The organism is Bacillus sp. ILBB4 (genome assembly GCF_035064545.1).
Classification (GTDB): domain Bacteria; phylum Bacillota; class Bacilli; order Bacillales; family Bacillaceae_H; genus Priestia.
In genome coordinates, this window is record NZ_JAIQVD010000001.1 from 954,153 (window position 1) to 973,894 (window position 19,742).

Consider the following 19,742-nt stretch of genomic DNA (forward strand, 5'->3'; position numbering starts at 1 on the left):
TTTTCTTTCCGACTTTAACGAACGGGAATATTTAAGATGCTTCCTTCTTCCAGCTCATATTCATCTTCTAAATTATTTACTCGTAAAATGTTTTGTACATTCGTATTATAGCGGTTTGCTATCGTATCAAGCGAATCTCCGTCTTGAACAATACAAAGCTTCCACGTTGAAAAAGCTTCTTCTTGCCGCGAAAAGAGCTTTGTTAAATAAAGGGCGTTTTCATTTCGGCCGCTTTCATTTTCTTCTTTCCGAAATTCAACAATAATCTTTTCCTCTTCTTGTTCAGCTTCTTCTTGCTCAGTCTCTTGTTGAACGTCAGCATACGTATTCAATTCACTAGCTTGCGATTCTTCGAAGCTTTCTTGCTCTTGACGAAGCTGAAAGAGCTCAATCACGTTGTCTTCTCTTTCTTCCTCGATTTGGGCCTCTTTTTTCACTTCGACTTCAAATGGTTCATATGCTTCCTCTTCATATTCCACGACCGGCTCAGCACGAGATTCTTTTTTAAATACAGATGAAAAATAACTAGGGGGCTCTTCTGAATGCTCTTCTTCAATAGCCTCTGCTTCTAAAAGTGCGGGAGCTTCACGATAGCTTACGTCAAACTCTTGTTCTTCTTGTTCCTCTTCTTGAGCAACGTTTTCAGTATATACTTCTTCAGCATCGTCCACTTCTTCATAGGAGACGATGTGCTGTTCCTCCGAAAACTCTTCCTCTTCTTCTCGTTCTTCATGCTGTTCTCCGTACAACCCTGTGATGGACAAGTCAGCCATTAGCTGCAGCTGATTTGTGCCCGGCAATTCATAATCAAATAAATCAATAGATACATATACGTCTTCAATACTTTGAATACGATTTTTAGGAATGGTAATATCAACAGGAAATTGATGTGATAATTCAGCCGTTCCGTCTTCACGGACAGAGATAGATTGCACTTGATTCTCATTTGTATATTCGCGTAACGAGTGCTCTCCCTCGTACGTTTCGTATTCACCTGTTAATTGTAATGCTCCTCGAATAGACACGTATTGGTCATATTCTTGAATAGATACTTGAGGCTCTAAGGAGATAGACAAAAGTTGTGAGACTTCCTGTCCTTTTTGAAACCATACTGATTCTTCTACGGAAAAACGCAGACATGATAAATTATCCTGCGACAAATTGTTCTCCCCCTTCCAACACCCGCCAGGTAATAGCGCGGTCATTAAAGATGTATGAACAAATAAATTAAAATATGTCTTTAAAACTAAAAAAGCTTACGGAATACTCCGTAAGCTTTGATATAAAAGTCAATCTTATTTATCTGTTTATCCACGTAACTTCGAAAAAGCTTTTTCAGCTGCTGCAATTGTATGTTCAATGTCTGCATCTGTATGAGAAGTTGATAAAAACATTCCTTCGAATTGAGAAGGAGGTAAAAACACGCCTTCATTAGCCATTTCACGATAGTAAGCTGCAAAATAATCTAAATTCGATGTTTTCGCTGTTTCGTAATTTATTACCTGTTCGTTTGTAAAGAAGAAACCGATCATTGAACCAGCTCGGTTCACCGTAAACGGCACATCATATTTTTCAGCTGCTGCCATCAATCCTTCTTCTAAGCGATCTGCTTTACGAATGAACTCATCGTAGGATTGAGGTGTTAGCTGCGTTAACGTCTCGTATCCAGCTGTCATCGCAAGCGGATTACCTGATAATGTACCTGCTTGATAAATCGGGCCGCTTGGTGCAACTCGCTCCATAATTTCAGCTTTACCACCGTAAGCACCTACTGGTAAACCACCACCGATTACTTTTCCTAAGCAAGTTAAGTCAGGCGTAATGTTATAGTAGCCCTGTGCACAGTTGTACGCTACGCGGAACCCTGTCATTACTTCATCAAAAATGAGCAGTGAGCCATATTCTGATGTGATATCACGAAGCCCTTGTAAGAAACCTGGCTGAGGCGGTACCACACCCATATTTCCTGCTACCGGTTCAACGATTACTCCGGCAATGTCATCTCCGAATTCTTTAAAAGCATATTGTACGCTTTCTAAATCATTGTACGGCACTGTAATCGTGTTTTTAGCGATTCCTTCAGGCACTCCCGGGCTATCTGGTAGGCCTAACGTTGCAACGCCTGAGCCAGCTTTAATTAGAAGAGAGTCACCGTGTCCATGGTAACAGCCTTCAAATTTTAAAATTTTGTTGCGGCCCGTATAGCCACGTGCTAAACGCAGTGCGCTCATCGTTGCTTCCGTACCTGAACTCACCATACGGACGATTTCGATTGAAGGAACGCGCTCAATAACAACCTTAGCAAGCTCATTTTCAATTAATGTTGGTGCACCAAAGCTTGTACCAGATTCCGTTACTTTTTTTACTGCTTCAACTACTTGATCGTTGGAATGTCCGTGAATTAAAGGTCCCCATGATAAGACGTAGTCAATATATTTGTTGCCGTCAATATCGTAAATCGTAGCGCCTTTTCCTCGTTCCATAAAAATAGGATCCATATCTACTGATTTAAATGCACGAACAGGACTGTTTACTCCACCCGGCATTAATTGCTGCGCTTCTAAAAAAGCTGCTTTTGACTTTTCATAACTTCTCATGTGTAAGCCTCCTTAATTACTTGTCAGATAACCAGCGTGCTGCGTCTTTAGCATGATACGTTACAATTAAATCCGCTCCTGCACGCTTCATGCTAATTAATTTTTCAAGAACAATCTCTTTTTCATTTACCCAGCCGTTTTGAGCTGCCGCTTTAATCATTGAATATTCACCGCTCACATTATAAGCCACTACCGGTAAATTAAACGTATTTTTCACATCGCGCATAATATCTAAATATGATAGAGCTGGTTTTACAATTAAGAAATCTGCTCCTTCTTCGACATCAGATTCCGCTTCTCGAAGTGCTTCTAAGCGATTGGCTGGGTCCATTTGATATGTTTTACGGTCTCCAAATTGAGGAGAAGAATGCGCTGCATCGCGGAATGGTCCGTAAAAAGCAGATGCATATTTAACAGCATAAGACATCACGGGCACATCTTCAAATCCACCTTCGTCTAGACCGTGGCGAATAGCTGCCACGAAACCGTCCATCATGTTTGAAGGCGCAATAATATCCGCTCCTGCTTTAGCTTGACTAACCGCTGTACGCGCTAATAAGTCAAGGCTAGGATCGTTTAAGATTTTTCCGTCTTCAATTACACCACAGTGGCCATGATCTGTGTATTGACATAAGCATGTATCTGCGATAACAACAAAGTCTGGAAAATTTTCTTTAATTTGACGAATACCTTTTTGGACAATTCCGTGGTCATGGTATGCCTGTGAGCCCACCGCATCTTTTTCAGCGGGAACACCAAATACCATAGCTGACTTGATTCCTAAATCGACTAACTCTTGGATTTCATCATTCAAGTAGTCTAAAGAAATTTGATCCACACCTGGCATTGATTTTACAGCATTTCTTTTTTGTTCACCTTCTACAATAAAAATAGGATATATAAAGTCTTCAGGATGTAAATGTGTTTCGCGTACAAGCGCACGCATATTTACAGAATTACGAAGACGACGATGACGTGTAAATTGTAAGTCTTTCATGTTAAAATCCTCCTTTATTATTCAAAACAACTAACCAACATATCTATCATACCATTTATTGTGTATGTGTTAGGAACAAGATGCTTAATTCCATACTCGCTCGCTGTCTGACTCGTAATAGGACCGATGCAAACAACTTTGGTTCTATTTATAAGCTCAAGCCAATTCGGAATATCTTTAACTGACTCGACAAAAAATCTCACTGTAGAAGAACTTGTAAAAGTAATGGCATCAATTCCTGTTTCTAAATGTTGCTTAACCAAGCGTTCAGATTCTTGATTTTGAATGGTATGATATACAACTAGATCCGTTACCTCACACTCTTTTAACCCATCTTTTAAAACAGAGCGGGCTAATTGTCCTCGTACAAGGAGAACTCGCTCGTGATGTGACACATTTGCTTTTAACGACTCAAGAAGTGATTCCGCAACGTATTCTTTTGGAACAAGTTGCACATTAACATCGTGTTTTTCTAGCAATTTTGCGGTTTTTTCTCCAACCGCAGCCACTTTTAATCTTTTTAAAACACTCCAACTGATATTTAACTCTTTTAGCCATTCAAAGAAAAAAGAAATGCCGTTTTGACTTGTAAAAACAATCCAATCAAAACAGTCAATCGACAGCAGGACATCTTCCACTTCTTTTTCATTGTTAGAACGTACGAACGTGAGGACTGGTAAGCTTAAAGGTATGCCTCCAAGCTTTTTAACCTGCGCTGCAAATGAATGAGCCTGCTTCGCTTCTCTTGTAATCAAAACTTTTTTCAAAAAAAGAGGAGCCTCATGACTCATTATTTGTCCAGCTCCTCTTTTACACGGTCAATTAAAAGCTTAGCTCCTTGAGATGTTAAGCGCTCAGCAGCTTCTGAACCGATAGCAACGGGGTCTTTTCCCGTAATGTGCTCTTTGTAAATCGTTTTGCCATCAGGAGACGCAACTAGCGACGTTAGCTCAATGTTTCCACCGTCCAATATACGCCCATAACCCGCAATCGGCACTTGGCATCCGCCTTCCATCTCTTTTAAAAATACGCGTTCAGCTCTAACAGCACGAGCGGTTTCATCATGATTTAGAGCTTGAAGAAGCGATAATAATTCATGGTCATTTTCTCGGCATTCGATAGCTAAAGCTCCTTGTCCCACAGCGGGAACGCTTATTTCCGGCTCTAGGTACTGAGTGACCGTATCTTTCGACCAGCCCATACGAGATAACCCTGCAGCTGCCAAGATAATCGCATCGTAATCTTCATTTTTTAATTTCTCTAGGCGTGTATCGATATTTCCTCGAATCCATTTAATTTCGATATCTGAACGCATAGATAGAAGCTGTGCCCCTCGACGCAAGCTGCTTGTCCCAATCACAGCACCGCTTGGTAGCTCCTCAAATCGCTCACCATTTTTTGAAATAAGCGCATCACGATGATCTTCTCGTAAAGGAATACATCCAATCGTTAATCCTTCTGGCAAAACAGCCGGCATATCTTTCATACTATGAACGGCCATATCAATTTCTTTATCTAACATGGCTTGTTCAATTTCTTTTACAAAAAGACCTTTACCGCCTACTTTGGACAGCGTTACATTTAAAATTTGGTCCCCTTTTGTAACCATTTCTTTAATTTCAAACTCAAAAGGAAGACCTTGTTTTTTTAACTGTTCAATGACCCACTTGGTCTGTGTTAACGCAAGTTTGCTTCGACGAGAGCCGACAATAATTTTTCGCATGTTGTCCTCCTAATTACGAACCCCAAAAGTGAAAATTCGATAAACTGCCAAATAAAAAGAAATTAATAAGTAAGACTAAGAACAATCCAATATTCCACATTGCGATTGCCTTTCCTTGAATACCTCTACGCAGTCTAGCATACAAGTAAGCGCTGTATGCAACAAACATTAAAAATGAACCTAACACTTTTGTATCGTACCAATGAAAATCTACGTATTTAATATAAGCCCATATGATTCCTAAGATTAACGAAAGCAATAACAGCGGTACACCAATTAAAATTAATACATAGGACATGTAATCTAGCTTTGTTAAATCTTCAATTCTTAGCAAGCGCTTGCCCCACTTCTTCTTTTTCAATAAATTATACTGAACAAGATACAGGGCGGAAAAAACAAAAGAGACTGAAAAAGCGCCGTAAGATAAAATAGCCATAGTAATATGAATGATTAATAATTCTGACACAAGGCGCTCCGACTGGACAGCAGTGTATGTTTCAAGTGGAGCAAACGTATGAATAGCCATAATTAAGAAACCAATCACATTTGTAAAAAACACCATAAAATCAACGCGGAACAGGCGATTAATCACAAGTGAAAGAGTAATTAAGACCCACGCGTAAAAATACAGCCCTTCAGAAACGGTCAGAATAGGAAACCTTCCCGTCTCAAACATTCGTAAAATTAAAAAGGCTGTTTGCAAAACCCACACAATAGAAAGTAACCAGAAGGCTATCGAGTTTGCCTTCCGGTTATTTTGTACAAAATCAATAAAATATAATAAAACGCTCACCGCGTATAAAATCACAATCAATTCATAGATTCTGGTTAATTCCATATCAACCATTATTCAATCCTCACTTAAGACTGATAAGCTACTGAATGAGACGTAATCGATGTATGAAGCTGCTCTTCTTTTTCTTTTTGTAAAGCAACTTCCTGTTCAATATTAAAAATCTTCATGAACAGCTCTAAAGACTCTTCAGCATGTTTCTCTCCAGCCAATTCTTTCGCGTGTAAAATTGGATCGCGAAGAAGTTGATTAATTATACTTTTTGTATGTTTATTTAAAACTTTACGCTCACGCTCAGATAAATCTGGAAGCTTACGATCAATGCTTTTCATCGTTTCAGCTTGAATGGTAAGTGCTTTTTGACGAAGTGCAGAAATAACAGGCACAACGCCTAATGTACCAAGCCAAGACTTGAAAGCAACAATTTCAGCTTCAAGCATAATTTCAATTTCATCCGCAGCTTTTTGACGCTCTTGCAAATTGGATTCTACAATCCCGTTTAAATCGTCGATATCATATAAAAAGACCGTCTCTAGCTCGTCTAGTTCTGGATCTAAGTCACGCGGAACGGCGATGTCTACCATAAACAATGGACGACCTTTACGCGTACGCTCGGCTTCACTCATCATTTGTTTCGTTACTACATAGTCATTAGCCCCTGTTGAACTAATTAAGATATCTGCTTCGCTTAAAGCATGTTGAAGATCAGCAAACGGTTTGGCTTCTCCAGAAAAACGGTTTGCTAGCTCTTGTGCCTTTTCAAATGTTCGATTCACTACCGTTACTTTTTTAGCTCCGCTGCCATATAAATTCTGTACGGCAAGCTGACCCATTTTTCCCGCACCAAGAATCAACACATGTTTGGATGATAAGTCTCCAAAAATCTTTTTAGCAAGCTCTACAGCTGCATAGCTGACAGAAACTGCATTCGCACCAATTTCTGTTTCATGATGAGCTTTTTTGGCTAATGTCACAGCTTGTTTAAACAGCTGATTAAAAACCGTTCCAATTGTTTCTTCTTCTTGAGCAAGCAAAAAGCTTGAACGCACTTGTCCAAGAATTTGTGTTTCACCAATCACCATTGAATCTAATCCACATGCTACTCGGTATAAATGTTCGATGGCTCCATCATTTTCATAGATGGTTAAATAAGGCGAAAACTCTTCTTTATCTATTCCGAACCATTCAGCTAAAAATGCTTTTACATAATAACGGCCCGTGTGTAATTGATCAACAACAGCATAAATTTCCGTACGATTGCATGTTGAAACAATGATGTTTTCCAAAATACTTTTTTGGCCGCTTAACGTTTTCATGGCAGATGCTAGTTCTTGCTCATTAAAACTAAGCTTTTCTCTTATTTCAACAGGGGCTGTTCGAAAGTTTAAGCCGACTGCTATAATATGCATTTGTACATACCCCCTATAATTGAAATGTGCTTATTTATCCGAATTTGACGGGCAGTAACCCCTAAAATTCCAAAGAGCTACAGTGAGATAACTGCCCGTAAAATCCGGCGTTCTTCATTCTACTATTCGTAAAAAGCGGCGGACATTACACAGGTGTAAGCTTCGCCTTATCTCTAACTATTATAACATGTTCTATAAGTCATTCGAAAAAAAAATGTGAACAGTCTTTGAAAACATGTGTTAAGATATTAACTGTTATTCCGTAATAAATTGTATCAAAAAAGCAGCGTTTTATCACGTTTTCTGTTTTGAAACACCTGGAGGTTACTATGAAAAAGCAATCAATGTTTTTTGGTGTCTTACTAGTTGGATTTGGAATCTTTTTCTTACTGAATGAACTACATATGAGCATTGCAGCAAAGGTATACACGTGGCCTGTACTGTTAATTTTAATAGGAGCAGCCCTGTTAACTGAGTCTGCTTTATCTCAAGATCATTCAAACTTGCTTGCAAGCTACATATTAATCACTTTAGGTATTCATTTCTATGTAAGTGAACAAATTCCCTTTTGGCCTACGAATATTAGCATGGTCGTTTTTATGGTGGCCATTAGCTTTTTACTCAGTGCTAGAAAAGCCAAATCAGGCTTTTTCCAAGGCGGCACCCTTTTAATTATTGCCATTTTAATGATGTTTTCAGACCGTCTTAAACTATTTTTGCCAAAAGTTGAAGACGGCGTAAATTATTTAACAACCTTCTGGCCTATTTTATTGTTACTAGTTGGGCTATATTTATTATTTTTCAAACGCAAGTAATCTATGTAAACAAGTTAAAAAAATGGAACGTTTGACTCACTTCCTGTTAGAGTGATGATAAACGTTCCATTTTTTTAGATTCTATTCCTTTGTTTAGTGAGTCATGCGATACTGCAAAGATTTCCACGCTTTATCTTTTCCTTCACCTGTTTCAGATGAGAAATGAATTAATTCATCATTTGGATCTAAGTCCAGCGTTTCTCTCACTACTTTTAAGTGCTTTTGCCATTTTCCTTTAGGAATTTTATCAGCTTTCGTCGCAATAACCATAACGGGAAGGTCATGGTGCTTCAAAAACTCATACATCATAACGTCATCCTTTGAAGGGGCATGGCGTAGATCAACAATCATTAACACAGCTTTAAGCTGCTCACGATTTGTTAAATACGTTTCAATCATTTTCCCCCATGCTTCACGCTCTTTTTTAGACACTTTTGCAAATCCGTAGCCAGGTACGTCTACAAAGTGAAGGATTTCATTAATTAAAAAGAAGTTAAGCGTTTGAGTTTTTCCGGGCTTAGACGACGTACGCGCTAAGCTTTTGCGATTGAGCATCTTGTTAATAAAAGATGATTTTCCTACATTTGAACGGCCTGCTAACGCAAACTCTGGCAGGTTTTCTTTAGGATATTGTTCAGGGCGTACGGCACTGATGACAATATCGGCTTGAGTTACTTTCATTTTACCTCTCCTACTAGCGCATGTTCCAATACTTGGTCCACATGTGACACAAGAACGATGTCTAATTCCTCTTGTACACTGTCAGGGATATCTTCAATATCACGTTCATTATCATGAGGGATTAATATTTTAGTTAATCCGGCACGATGTGCACTAAGTGACTTTTCTTTTAAACCGCCGATTGGTAATACGCGACCTCTTAGTGTAATTTCTCCTGTCATTCCTACTTCTCTGCGCACTGGTTTACCCGTTAGTGCTGATACTAGAGCAGTGGCAATGGTAATTCCTGCAGAAGGTCCATCCTTTGGTACAGCTCCTTCTGGAACATGGATATGAATATCATGTTTTTCATAAAACTTTTCATCAATCCCTAGTTTCTCTGCATTTGAACGCACGTAGCTAAATGCTGCCTGAGCTGATTCTTTCATTACGTCTCCAAGCTTTCCGGTTAGCACTAGTCTTCCTTTACCAGGGGACAAGCTTACTTCAATGGCTAGCGTGTCTCCTCCTACAGTTGTGTAAGCAAGACCTGTAGCAACGCCGACTTGATCTTCCGTCTCAGCCTGTCCGTAACGGAACCTAGGCTTACCAAGGAATTCTTCAAGCGTTTTGGCCGTCACCACCACGCGCTTTTTCTCGCCAGAGACTACGATACGAGCTGCTTTTCGGCAAATGGAAGCAATTTCGCGTTCAAGGTTACGAACACCAGCTTCTCTCGTATATAAACGGATGATTGCTGTTAACGCGTCATCGCGAATCTGCAAATTGCCCTTTTGCAATCCGTGATTTTCTAGCTGGCGCAGCAATAGGTGACGCTTCGCGATTTCAAGCTTTTCCAGCTCCGTGTAACCAGCAATTTGAATAATTTCCATTCGATCGCGCAGCGGTCCCGGAATCGTAGCTAAGTTATTAGCTGTAGCCACGAACATCACTTTTGATAAATCATACGTTTCTTCTATATAGTGATCGCTGAAATTATGGTTTTGTTCAGGATCCAATACTTCTAACAAAGCAGAAGACGGGTCTCCACGGAAATCATTTGACATTTTATCGATTTCATCAAGCAGAAATACCGGATTAATCGTTCCTGCTTTTTTCATTCCTTGAATAATGCGTCCAGGCATAGCTCCCACGTACGTGCGACGATGACCGCGGATTTCTGACTCATCTCTCACGCCGCCTAGAGACACTCGTACAAAATGACGATCTAGAGACGTAGCAATTGAACGGGCTAGGGATGTTTTCCCTACGCCAGGAGGTCCTGCTAAACATAAAATAGGGCCTTTAAGAGATTTTGTCAACTGCTGCACAGCTAGATATTCTAATACGCGTTCCTTCACTTTTTCAAGGCCATAGTGCTCATCGTTCAGCACTTGTTCAGCATTATGAATATTGAGCGTATCTTCCGTTTCATTTGTCCAAGGTAGCGCAATCAACCACTCGATATAATTTCGAATGACTGAGCTTTCAGCGGAGGTAGCAGGAATTTTTTCATAGCGATCCAATTCTTTAAACGCCACTTGTTTGACATGGTCCGTCATCCCACTTGCTTCAATTTTTTCGCGAAGTGTTGCTACTTCTCCCGTCTTTCCTTCTTTGTCTCCAAGCTCTTTTTGAATCGCCTTCATTTGCTCACGAAGATAATACTCTTTCTGAGTGCGTTCCATTGATTTCTTTACACGCTGTCCAATTTTTTTCTCCAGCTGCAAAACTTCTTGCTCGTCTTGAATATGAGAAATGATCGTATTTAATCTTTCTTTCACATCAGTTATTTCTAAAATTTCTTGTTTAAGCTGAATTTTTATTGGTAAATGAGAGGCTACAATATCCGCTAATCTTCCTGGTTCTTCAATGTCGCTTACGGTTGAAAGAGTTTCAACGGACACCTTTTTGGAAAGTTTTATGTATTGTTCGAAATAGTCTAAAAGCGTGCGCATCAGCGCTTTATCTTCTACATCAACCTGATGTTCTTCGTTTTGCTTTTCCACGTGCACAACAAAATATTCTTCGCTGTCTTCAAATTCTGTAACGGTTACACGATTTAGTCCTTCTACTAAGACGCGCATCGTTCCATTCGGCAACTTTAGCATTTGTTTAATTTTTGCTAACGTACCGGTTCTATATAAATCCTCTTTTGTTGGTTCATCGATACCCATATCTTTTTGTGATACTAAACAAACTAAGTGATCATCCATCATTGCTTTTTCTAATGCTTGCACAGATTTATCTCGCCCAACATCTAAATGAAGCACCATTGTCGGATAGACGATCAAACCTCGTAAAGGCAATAGCGGCATTGTCAATTTTTCTTTTTCTGCCATGCAATGAACACCTCCAATGCTCGTCAATTAAAGTATGTAAAGTGTGAATTCTTTTAACAATTTTATCTCATTTGTATACACATGTCTAACAATAGTAATTACTAATTGTACCATGAGAAAGAATTAAAAGGCAAAATATATCTTTTTAAGCTCTTTTCATAAAAAAACGCCTTTTTCGTTGGCTGTGTATAAAGGTTTTATACGCGAAAAAGGCGATGAATATTCATCTGACCATTAATTTTTAATTATCATGATAGAATTAGCTAGATTCTCTATTTGAAATAGCTGGATCTACCGACAAATGTGCAACATGCTCATGTACAGACAATAGTGCTTGTTCGAACACCTCTGTTAAATGATGGACAGGAATAATATCGATACCTTTTACCTTTTCTACCATTGCATTCATATTTTCCTTTGGCACAATCACCGTCTGAACGCCCGCTTGTTTTGCTGCCTTGATTTTTGGAATCACACCGCCAATTGGCTTTACGTTGCCGTGCAGACCAATTTCTCCTGTCATTGCTACCGTATGTTTAATTGGCACTTCATAAATCGCTGAGTAGATACCTGTTGCCATCGCAATACCAGCAGAAGGTCCATCAATTGGCACGCCTCCCGGAAAGTTTACATGAATATCATACTCATCGGCTGGAACATCCATTGAACGAAGAACCGTTATGACATTTTCAATTGAGCTTTTAGCCATACTTTTACGGCGGATAGACTTCCCTTGAGTCCCTATACTTTCCTCTTCAACGATACCTGTAATAATAATGTTCCCTTTCTCTTTTGCAGGAATCGCTTTGACTTCAATTTCTAAAAGTGCTCCAGAGTTGGGCCCGTACACCGCTAATCCATTAATAAGTCCCACTTTTTCCTCATCTGCAATTTTCGGATCGTGTCTTGGAGATAGTTGACTAGAATGAACAATCCATTCAATATCTTCATTTTTAATGTCCGTTCGTTCCTCTGATATCGCTAATCCAGCCGCAATTTGCATCATATTAACCGTTTCACGTCCATTGCGTGCATATGTAGAAAACAGAGATAAACCTTCTTCTGATATATCCATTCTTACTTTATTTGCTGCTTTTTTTGCAACTGTAATAATTTCGTCACGATCAAGCTCACGGAAAAATACCTCTACGCATCTGGAACGAATGGCAGGCGGAATTTCATTAGGCGTTCTAGTCGTCGCACCAATCAAGCGAAAGTCTGCTGGCAACCCATTTTGAAAAATATCGTGAATATGTGTCGGGATTTGTGTGTTTTCTTCGCTGTAATAGGCGCTTTCCATAAACACTTTTCGATCTTCTAGAACCTTTAACAGCTTATTCATCTGAATAGGATGGAGCTCTCCAATTTCATCAATAAATAAAATTCCCCCGTGTGCATCTGTAACCGCTCCTTGTTTTGGCTGCGGAATTCCAGCTTGGCCCATGGCACCTGCTCCTTGGTAAATAGGATCATGAACAGACCCAATCAAAGGATCAGCAATGCCCCGCTCATCAAAACGCGCCGTAGTTGCATCTAACTCTACAAATACAGCCGATTGTTTGAAAGGTGATTTTTTATTTTTTTTTGCTTCTTCTAACACTAAACGTGCTGCTGCTGTTTTTCCTACTCCAGGCGGCCCGTATACAATCACGTGCTGTGGATTAGGGCCGCAAAGGGCCGCCTTTAGTGACCGAATTCCATCCTCTTGTCCGACAATATCGGAGAAGCTAGACGGCCTTACACGTTCGGCAAGCGGCTCAGTTAAAGAGATGGCTCTCATTTTCTGCAATTGCTCCATTTCTTTCTTTGAATCCCGGTCAATTGAGACTTTTTGCGTACGCTGATTGCGTAATAAATTCCAAAAATATAAGCCAATGATGATACCAAAAAAGAGTTGGACCATTAAGGCAATATTCGTCCAGTTCATAGATAAACCTCCTGCGCAGTTTAGTAAGATAATTATCAGTTATTATCTCCCTGCAGCAGTAGGAATAAACAAGATTCTAGTAAAAAGTAAAATTTAGTTGTGCTTCATCAACAGAAAAAAGCCGGATACTCAATTTGAGTACCCGGCTTTTTTTATGCTGATGTTTTGCTGCCTTCTTGAATAGTAGATCCGTCTTCTAATACGAACTTAGGAGCCGCTTGATCACGAACAGTTTCACCTGTGATAATACATTTTGTAATATCATCACGTGAAGGAAGATCAAACATTACATCTAACATAATACCTTCAATGATTGAACGTAGACCACGAGCACCTGTTTTACGCTCGATTGCTTTTTTAGAAATTTCTACTAAAGCCTCGTCTTCGAACTCAAGTTCAACGTCATCAAGTTCAAGCATTTTTTGATATTGTTTCACTAGTGCATTTTTCGGTTTTGTTAAAATCTCAACTAGTGCTTCTTCATCAAGAGGCACTAAGCTAGCAGTAACCGGTAAACGACCAATAAACTCTGGAATTAAACCAAATTTTAATAAATCTTCCGGTAATACTTTTGCTAGTAACTCTTTTTCTGTAAAGTCTTGTTGTTTTGTTTCTGAACCGAAACCAATTACTTTTTTACCTAGACGACGCTTAATAATAGGTTCAATTCCGTCAAATGCACCACCGCAAATAAATAAAATATTTGTTGTATCAATTTGAATAAATTCTTGATGAGGGTGTTTACGTCCACCTTGAGGAGGAACACTTGCTACAGTACCTTCTAAGATTTTAAGAAGAGCCTGCTGCACACCTTCACCTGATACATCACGTGTAATAGATGGGTTTTCAGACTTACGCGCTACTTTATCAATTTCATCGATGTAGATGATACCTTTTTCAGCTTTCTCCACATCGTAATCAGCTGATTGAATTAATTTTAATAAGATGTTTTCAACATCTTCTCCTACATAACCCGCTTCTGTTAGAGATGTTGCATCTGCAATCGCAAACGGTACGTTTAAAATACGAGCCAATGTTTGAGCTAGTAAAGTTTTACCGCTTCCTGTAGGTCCAATTAATGCAATATTACTTTTTGATAACTCAACGTCATCAATTTTACTGTTTGAATTGATTCGTTTGTAATGGTTGTATACCGCAACGGATAACGATTTTTTCGCATCCTCTTGACCAATTACATACTCATCTAAAATGTCACGAATTTCTTTTGGTTTTGGTACATCTTTAAATTCTACTTCTTCTTCTGTACCTAACTCTTCTTCTACGATTTCCGTGCAAAGTTCAATACATTCATCGCATATGTAAACACCTGGACCCGCAACTAACTTGCGTACTTGTTCTTGTGTTTTACCACAAAATGAGCATTTTAACTGCCCTTTTTCATCGTTAAATTTAAACATAATTTTCACCCCTTGTAGTATTTACTAAAGTGCTCGAAGCTGATTTCTATCCGCGCTATAGCCCAACAACATGAACAACTCATCTATTTGTAGGTAAATGCCCCTCTTTATCACATAGTAAAAGCGCTATGAAAAGATTTGTATTGCATTTTACCATACATTTTCTTGAATAGATACTAAAACGTTTTATGTATATGTTGTTGATGAGCATAACAGAATGGAGATCTGCTATTATATAGTGTCCTCTTATTGGGCCTATTTCATAACCACGGATTTCAAACAATGGGTTAAAGCTGCTTCTACGGTGTTGGTTATGATATAAAAAAACTATTGAAGTTTATAAAACAAGGCACGATCAAGTCGCGCCTTGTTTCTTACTTACTATTATGCAACAGCTTTGCTGTTTTCTACAAGAAATTCAACTGCTTTACGTACTTTCATGTCTTCTTTAATGCTATCAAGACTGCCAAGCACTTTCTTAATTTCTTCGACAGGCATGTTGTACATTCCTGCCATGTTTTCTAATTCTTTTTCTACTTCTTCTTCGCTCACTTCAAGATTTTCAGCTTTTGAAATAGCTTCTAGCGTTAAGTTGATTTTCACACGCTTTTCAGCATCCGGACGCATTTGGTCGCGAAGAGCTTTTTCATCTTGACCTGAGAATTGGAAGTAAAGTTCAAGGTTAAGACCTTGCATTTGTAAACGTTGTTCAAACTCTTGCATCATACGATCCATTTCAGTATTGAACATTGCTTCTGGAATTTCTACTTCAGCGTTTTCAGCAGCTTTTTCTACTAAAGTGTCGCGAAGAGCTGATTCCGCTTGATTCTCTTTATCGCTTTGTAATTTTTCTTTTGTTTTTGCTTTTAACGCTTCTAAAGTTTCTACTTCTTCATCTACGTCTTTTGCAAACTCATCGTCTAAAGCTGGAAGCTCTTTAGATTTGATTTCGTGTAATTTCACTTTGAATTTAGCAGCTTTACCAGCTAGCTCTTCAGCGTGATACTCTTCAGGGAATGTTACTTCCACTTCTTTTTCAGCGCCTACTTCAAGACCAACTAGTTGCTCTTCAAAGCCAGGGATGAATGTGTTAGAACCGATTTCTAAAGAATAGTTTTCGCCTTTTCCGCCTTCGAATGCTTCGCCATCAACGAAACCTTCAAAGTCGATTACAGCTGTATCACCTTCAGCTACAGTTCCTTCTTCTTTAACAACTAGTTCAGCGTGACGCTCTTGAAGTGTTTTTAATTCTGCTTCAACGTCTTCGTCTGTTACAGTTGTATCTACTTTTTCTACTTCTAAGTTTTTGTATTCGCCTAATTTAACTTCAGGCTTAACAGTTACTTTAGCAGTGAAAACTAGAGGTTGTCCTTTTTCGATTGTTTCAACATCGATTTCTGGACGATCAACCGGCTCGATACCAGCTTCAACAATTGCATTGCTGTAAGCCTCAGGTAATAAGATGTCTAGTGCATCTTGGTATAAAGATTCTACGCCAAAACGTTTTTCGAAAAGTGGACGAGGCATTTTACCTTTACGGAACCCTGGTACGTTTACTTGTTTTACAACTTTTGTGAATGCTTTATCTAAGGCTTTATCAAACTCAGCAGCTTCAACTTCTACTGTTAAAACGCCTTGATTTCCTTCTTGTTTTTCCCATTTTGCAGACATGAATGTTTCCCTCCAAAATCATTTTAAGTAGTGATTTCTAAATTAGATAATGCAGATAGCCTATCAGTTCAACCCTCAATCATTATCTATTTAACTCCCTATTACTTTAAAGTAAGTAGGAATGTAATGTAAAGATGAAATTCTACTATACGTATTTAAGTGCATTTTACAACCATTATATTATAACATACAACAATGACGTTTCAACTAAACACCACATTTTATATAAAAGAAATTTCTTCAATTTCTTTTAGCTCTTTAATTGCCTTTCTTAATTCAGCTTCGGAGAAACTTCCGTCTTCCTCTGCTACAGCTGCATCTGACTCTTCTCCTTGCATCAACAGACTAATAGCATACACCGCTTCTGTCCAAAGTTTTACATTATCACCCGGTAAAAACGGAAATGTAATAAATAAATGACGCTTCCATATCTCAACGGCAACCTGCAGCAATGTAGGATTTTCATGTTCCAGCTTTTCCGTCAGCTGCGCTTCTACTTGCTCGGCAAAAAAATACGGTGTTGTTCGTTGAAGCTGAAGCGCATTTACTTTTTTCGTCTCTCCAAACTTAGTAATCATAAAATCAACGTCTACTTCTTCTTCCATGACTGTTTTTAAAGCGACTGTTTTTACAATAGGGTGAACAGCTTCGGATGAAAATAGCTGTTCCAGAAAGAAGCGCTGCTTTTCAATTCTCTTTGTTTTTAATGAATGAACCCATTCAAGCTGATCTTGAATATTGTCTAGAGCTGTGAATGATTTAAACTGCTCTAGCTGTTCTTCTTCTGTTTGTTCTTCTATGACTTGTTCTTGATTCATTCTATTCTTACAGAACTCCAATAGCTGATAAAGCTGTTCAGCATGTTCAGAAGGGAGTTTGTGTTCTTGAATAACTGCTTGTAGAGTGACATATCCTTCATGATAGTGACCAAGCTGAATTAACACCATGAGGTACATTTGCAAATTATGATAATAATCGCCAATATCTTCTTTCAGCATTTGCTCACATAATTCCTTAGCTATGCCTGCATCACCGAGCTCCACGTGACAAATAACAAGGCCAAGCAAAATTTCATGATGCTTATTATCAAGTTCGTAGGCCTGCTCAAATAAAGGAAGTGCTTCTTGAAATTGCTTGTGCTGCATATGATCTGTAGCTTTTTCAACCAACCGTTCTTTTAATAGAGGAAAAGCTACAATTTTGTTTTGTTGTTCATTCGACATGTTTTCTCCCCACTTCGCGGTCCATTTGCTTTACAGTTTAGCAATTCGATTAACGGAACGCAAAAAAATCGAGCAAAATCATAATTTTGCTCGATTTTTGGTTAATATCTTACCGTTTTTGCTTCATAAGCAGAAATGTCGTCTTCAAAAGAAAGCGTATAGCCAATTTCATCATATCCGTTAACAAGCATATATTTCCAATGGCCATTGATATCAAACGTACGTTCAAAACCTGCTTCATCGGTAATTTTTTGCTGATGAAGATCGATTGTACAGGCGTAAGAAGCACTTTGAGACTCTTTCATTAAATAGGAAACATCTTCTTTTGGTAAAACAATAGGTAAAATACCATTTTTCAGACAGTTTTGTTTAAAAATATCCGCAAATGAAGGTGCGATAATAGCACGGAACCCGTAGTCTAAAAGCGCCCATGGAGCGTGTTCACGTGACGAACCACATCCGAAGTTCTCGTCGGCTACAAGAATTGTTGCTCCTTGATTTTGAGGGTGATTTAATTCAAACGTTTCATTTAACGTCTCATCTTCATTATATCGCCAATCAAAAAATAGAAATTGGCCAAAGCCAGTACGCTCAATTCTTTTCAAAAATTGCTTTGGGATAATTTGATCAGTATCTACGTTTGCTCGGTCGAGACCTGCTACTTTCCCTGTATGGATTGTAAAAGCATTCATCTGTGTTCTCCTCCTTATCGCACCGCTTGTTCTTGTAGTTTGCGTACATCAACAAAATGTCCATATACCGCTGCCGCTGCTGCCATTACCGGGCTTACTAAATGCGTTCTGGCGCCTTTTCCTTGACGTCCTTCAAAATTCCGGTTAGAAGTGGACGCACAGTGTTCGCCTTGTGGAACTAAGTCAGAGTTCATGCCTAGACACATGCTGCAGCCGGAGTCTCTCCAATCAAAACCTGCTTCAATAAAAATAGCAGATAGCCCTTCTTCTTCAGCCACTCGTTTTACTTTTTGAGAACCTGGTACAATGATCGCTCGCACATCTGGTGACACTTTCTTTCCTTTAATAAAGGCTGCCACGTCACGAAGATCAGACAAACGAGCATTTGTACATGAACCGATAAATACATGCTGAACTGGAATCTCTTCTATTGCCATGCCAGGCTGTAAGCCCATATACTCAAGTGCTCGTGACAAAGACTTTCTCTCAGCTTCTGTTTTACACTCTTCTAATGTAGGAACTTGCTTGCTAACATAAGAACTCATCGCCGGGTTTGTTCCCCATGTTACAACAGGTTCAATTGTATCTGCATCAATTTCCAGCGTTTCATCGTACGTTGCACCTTCATCTGTTGCTAAAGCTGCCCAAGCTTCCACTGCTTTTTCAAACTGTTCTCCTTTAGGAGCATACTGACGTCCTTTAATATAAGAGAACGTGACATCGTCTGGACTGATTAAACCAGCTTTTGCACCGGCTTCAATAGACATATTACAAATGGTCATGCGCTCTTCCATTGAAAGATCGCGAATACATTCGCCCGTAAATTCCACGATTGAACCCGTTCCAAAATTCACGCCGAATTTTTGAATTATTGCTAACACAATGTCCTTAGCATAAACGCCAGGCTGCTTTTTTCCATTCACTTTCACTTGTAGCGTTTTTGGTTTCGCTTGCCATAGCGTTTGTGTTGCTAAAACATGCTCTACCTCACTAGTTCCTATTCCAAAAGCAAGCGCTCCAAATGCACCGTGAGTAGATGTATGACTATCTCCGCACACAATGGTTTTTCCAGGCTGAGTTAATCCTAATTCCGGTCCAATGATATGCACAATTCCTTGCTCTTCACTTGTTAAATCTAAAAGCTTCACACCAAACTCATGACAGTTTTCAGATAGTTTGTCTACTTGTTTCTTTGCAATCGGATCTTTAATATTAAAACGGTCAACCGTTGGAATGTTGTGATCCATTGTAGCAAACGTTAAGTCTGGACGCTTCACTTGGCGACTTGCCACGCGAAGACCTTCAAATGCTTGAGGAGACGTCACTTCATGAATAAGATGAAGATCGATATATAATAAGTCAGGCTTCCCCTCTTCTCGACGTACAACATGTTGTTCCCAAAGCTTATCAATAATTGTTTTTGGTTTCATACTGCTCCTCCTTTCTGATTATGAAAAACGTTTCTCACAAAACGT

Annotated in this window: 16 protein-coding genes; 1 reads left to right on the forward strand and 15 read right to left on the reverse strand. The window is 39.1% G+C overall.

Features of this window, described 5'->3' with window-relative positions:
• Positions 1-14: 14 nt before the first annotated feature.
• The 7 genes from spoVID to hemA form a co-directional block, all read right to left on the reverse strand.
• Positions 15-1,160, reverse strand: coding sequence for a stage VI sporulation protein D (gene spoVID / locus LAV82_RS05115; protein WP_211077245.1), 1,146 nt, complete (start codon positions 1,158-1,160; stop codon positions 15-17).
• 147 nt (positions 1,161-1,307) lie between these two features.
• Positions 1,308-2,597: a glutamate-1-semialdehyde 2,1-aminomutase gene (gene hemL, locus LAV82_RS05120; protein ID WP_013059357.1), complete on the reverse strand. Its 1,290-nt coding sequence runs from the start codon at positions 2,595-2,597 to the stop codon at positions 1,308-1,310.
• A gap of 16 nt (positions 2,598-2,613) precedes the next feature.
• Positions 2,614-3,594, reverse strand: coding sequence for a porphobilinogen synthase (hemB, locus tag LAV82_RS05125; protein WP_013059358.1), 981 nt, complete (start codon positions 3,592-3,594; stop codon positions 2,614-2,616).
• A 17-nt stretch (positions 3,595-3,611) separates the two neighbouring features.
• Positions 3,612-4,385 (reverse strand): uroporphyrinogen-III synthase, encoded by a 774-nt coding sequence (locus LAV82_RS05130; RefSeq protein ID WP_499715705.1) that lies wholly within the window; start codon positions 4,383-4,385, stop codon positions 3,612-3,614.
• The gene (gene hemC / locus LAV82_RS05135) at positions 4,385-5,317 is read right to left on the reverse strand and encodes a hydroxymethylbilane synthase (protein WP_053487758.1); all 933 of its coding nucleotides are present in this window, start codon (positions 5,315-5,317) and stop codon (positions 4,385-4,387) included. Before hemC ends, LAV82_RS05130 begins: the two co-directional genes overlap by 1 nt.
• 13 nt (positions 5,318-5,330) lie before the next feature.
• Complete coding sequence (locus LAV82_RS05140; RefSeq protein WP_013059361.1) at positions 5,331-6,164, reverse strand: cytochrome C assembly family protein; 834 nt, start codon at positions 6,162-6,164, stop codon at positions 5,331-5,333.
• 14 nt (positions 6,165-6,178) lie between these two features.
• Positions 6,179-7,519, reverse strand: coding sequence for a glutamyl-tRNA reductase (gene hemA / locus LAV82_RS05145; protein ID WP_013085134.1), 1,341 nt, complete (start codon positions 7,517-7,519; stop codon positions 6,179-6,181).
• Positions 7,520-7,848: 329 nt separating this feature from the next.
• Between hemA and LAV82_RS05150 the strand changes: the two genes are divergently transcribed.
• Entirely contained in the window at positions 7,849-8,334 is a 486-nt protein-coding gene (locus LAV82_RS05150) for a LiaF transmembrane domain-containing protein (RefSeq protein ID WP_013059363.1), read from the forward strand.
• 93 nt (positions 8,335-8,427) lie between these two features.
• Here the strand turns inward: LAV82_RS05150 and yihA are convergent, their stop codons facing one another.
• The 8 genes from yihA to leuC all read right to left on the reverse strand — a co-directional run bounded on the left by yihA (position 8,428) and on the right by leuC (position 19,697).
• Entirely contained in the window at positions 8,428-9,015 is a 588-nt protein-coding gene (gene yihA, locus LAV82_RS05155) for a ribosome biogenesis GTP-binding protein YihA/YsxC (RefSeq protein ID WP_013059364.1), read from the reverse strand.
• On the reverse strand, positions 9,012-11,336 hold the full coding sequence (lon, locus tag LAV82_RS05160) for an endopeptidase La (protein WP_016765665.1): 2,325 nt from the start codon (positions 11,334-11,336) through the stop codon (positions 9,012-9,014). Before lon ends, yihA begins: the two co-directional genes overlap by 4 nt.
• A gap of 259 nt (positions 11,337-11,595) precedes the next feature.
• Entirely contained in the window at positions 11,596-13,263 is a 1,668-nt protein-coding gene (gene lonB, locus LAV82_RS05165; RefSeq protein ID WP_029320070.1) for an ATP-dependent protease LonB, read from the reverse strand.
• Positions 13,264-13,415: 152 nt separating this feature from the next.
• Positions 13,416-14,681 (reverse strand): ATP-dependent protease ATP-binding subunit ClpX, encoded by a 1,266-nt coding sequence (clpX, locus tag LAV82_RS05170; RefSeq protein WP_013059367.1) that lies wholly within the window; start codon positions 14,679-14,681, stop codon positions 13,416-13,418.
• Positions 14,682-15,065: 384 nt separating this feature from the next.
• Positions 15,066-16,352 carry a trigger factor gene (gene tig / locus LAV82_RS05175; RefSeq protein ID WP_016765666.1) on the reverse strand — a complete coding sequence of 429 codons (1,287 nt, stop codon included), beginning with the start codon at positions 16,350-16,352 and terminating at the stop codon, positions 15,066-15,068.
• A gap of 221 nt (positions 16,353-16,573) precedes the next feature.
• Entirely contained in the window at positions 16,574-17,575 is a 1,002-nt protein-coding gene (locus tag LAV82_RS05180) for a tetratricopeptide repeat protein (RefSeq protein WP_499715706.1), read from the reverse strand.
• Positions 17,576-17,676: 101 nt separating this feature from the next.
• Complete coding sequence (gene leuD / locus LAV82_RS05185; protein ID WP_211077241.1) at positions 17,677-18,267, reverse strand: 3-isopropylmalate dehydratase small subunit; 591 nt, start codon at positions 18,265-18,267, stop codon at positions 17,677-17,679.
• 14 nt (positions 18,268-18,281) lie between these two features.
• Positions 18,282-19,697, reverse strand: a complete 1,416-nt coding sequence (leuC, locus tag LAV82_RS05190; RefSeq protein WP_499715707.1) for a 3-isopropylmalate dehydratase large subunit — start codon at positions 19,695-19,697, stop codon at positions 18,282-18,284.
• Positions 19,698-19,742 lie beyond the last annotated feature (45 nt).